The organism is Streptomyces sp. P9(2023), from assembly GCF_032436795.1.
Lineage (GTDB): Bacteria > Actinomycetota > Actinomycetes > Streptomycetales > Streptomycetaceae > Streptomyces.
In genome coordinates this window covers 1-354 of sequence record NZ_JAUPWM010000238.1, presented here as the reverse complement: position 1 = coordinate 354, position 354 = coordinate 1, and the positions used below count along the sequence as shown (strand labels likewise).

Annotated in this window: 1 protein-coding gene; it reads right to left on the bottom strand. The window is 48.6% G+C overall.

Features of this window, described 5'->3' with window-relative positions; genetic code table 11:
* Nucleotides 1–354, bottom strand: a 354-nt coding sequence (locus Q5762_RS37480; RefSeq protein ID WP_315896782.1) for a hypothetical protein, incomplete at both ends; no start/stop codon positions are given.

The following is a 354-nucleotide window of genomic DNA, read 5'->3' as shown; positions in this document are numbered from 1 at the left end:
TACGTGGGTAGGTCATTAACCGACCCCCATCAAGGATTTTCACCACTGGTTCAGGCAAAGCATTTCTTATGTCTGCCTTGTTATAGACATTCCGCAACAGCACTGCAAAGCCTTGCATGAGCTTTCGCTTGTTCACGTCAAGAGCTTCTTGCTGGTCCCAGATTTCCTGCATACGATCATGCAGGCTTGGGTGGATAGGCGCTTTCTGTATGTGTTTGGTTCCCAATCCGGGCTGACGCTGGACATTGGTAAGCACCTGATTTCGCCAGTAAAACCCATCACGACCAGTCAGGTTGGTATTTTCGTTGACGATATTCCGAACCTGTTCATTAATGACCATCTGTTCGTCACGGG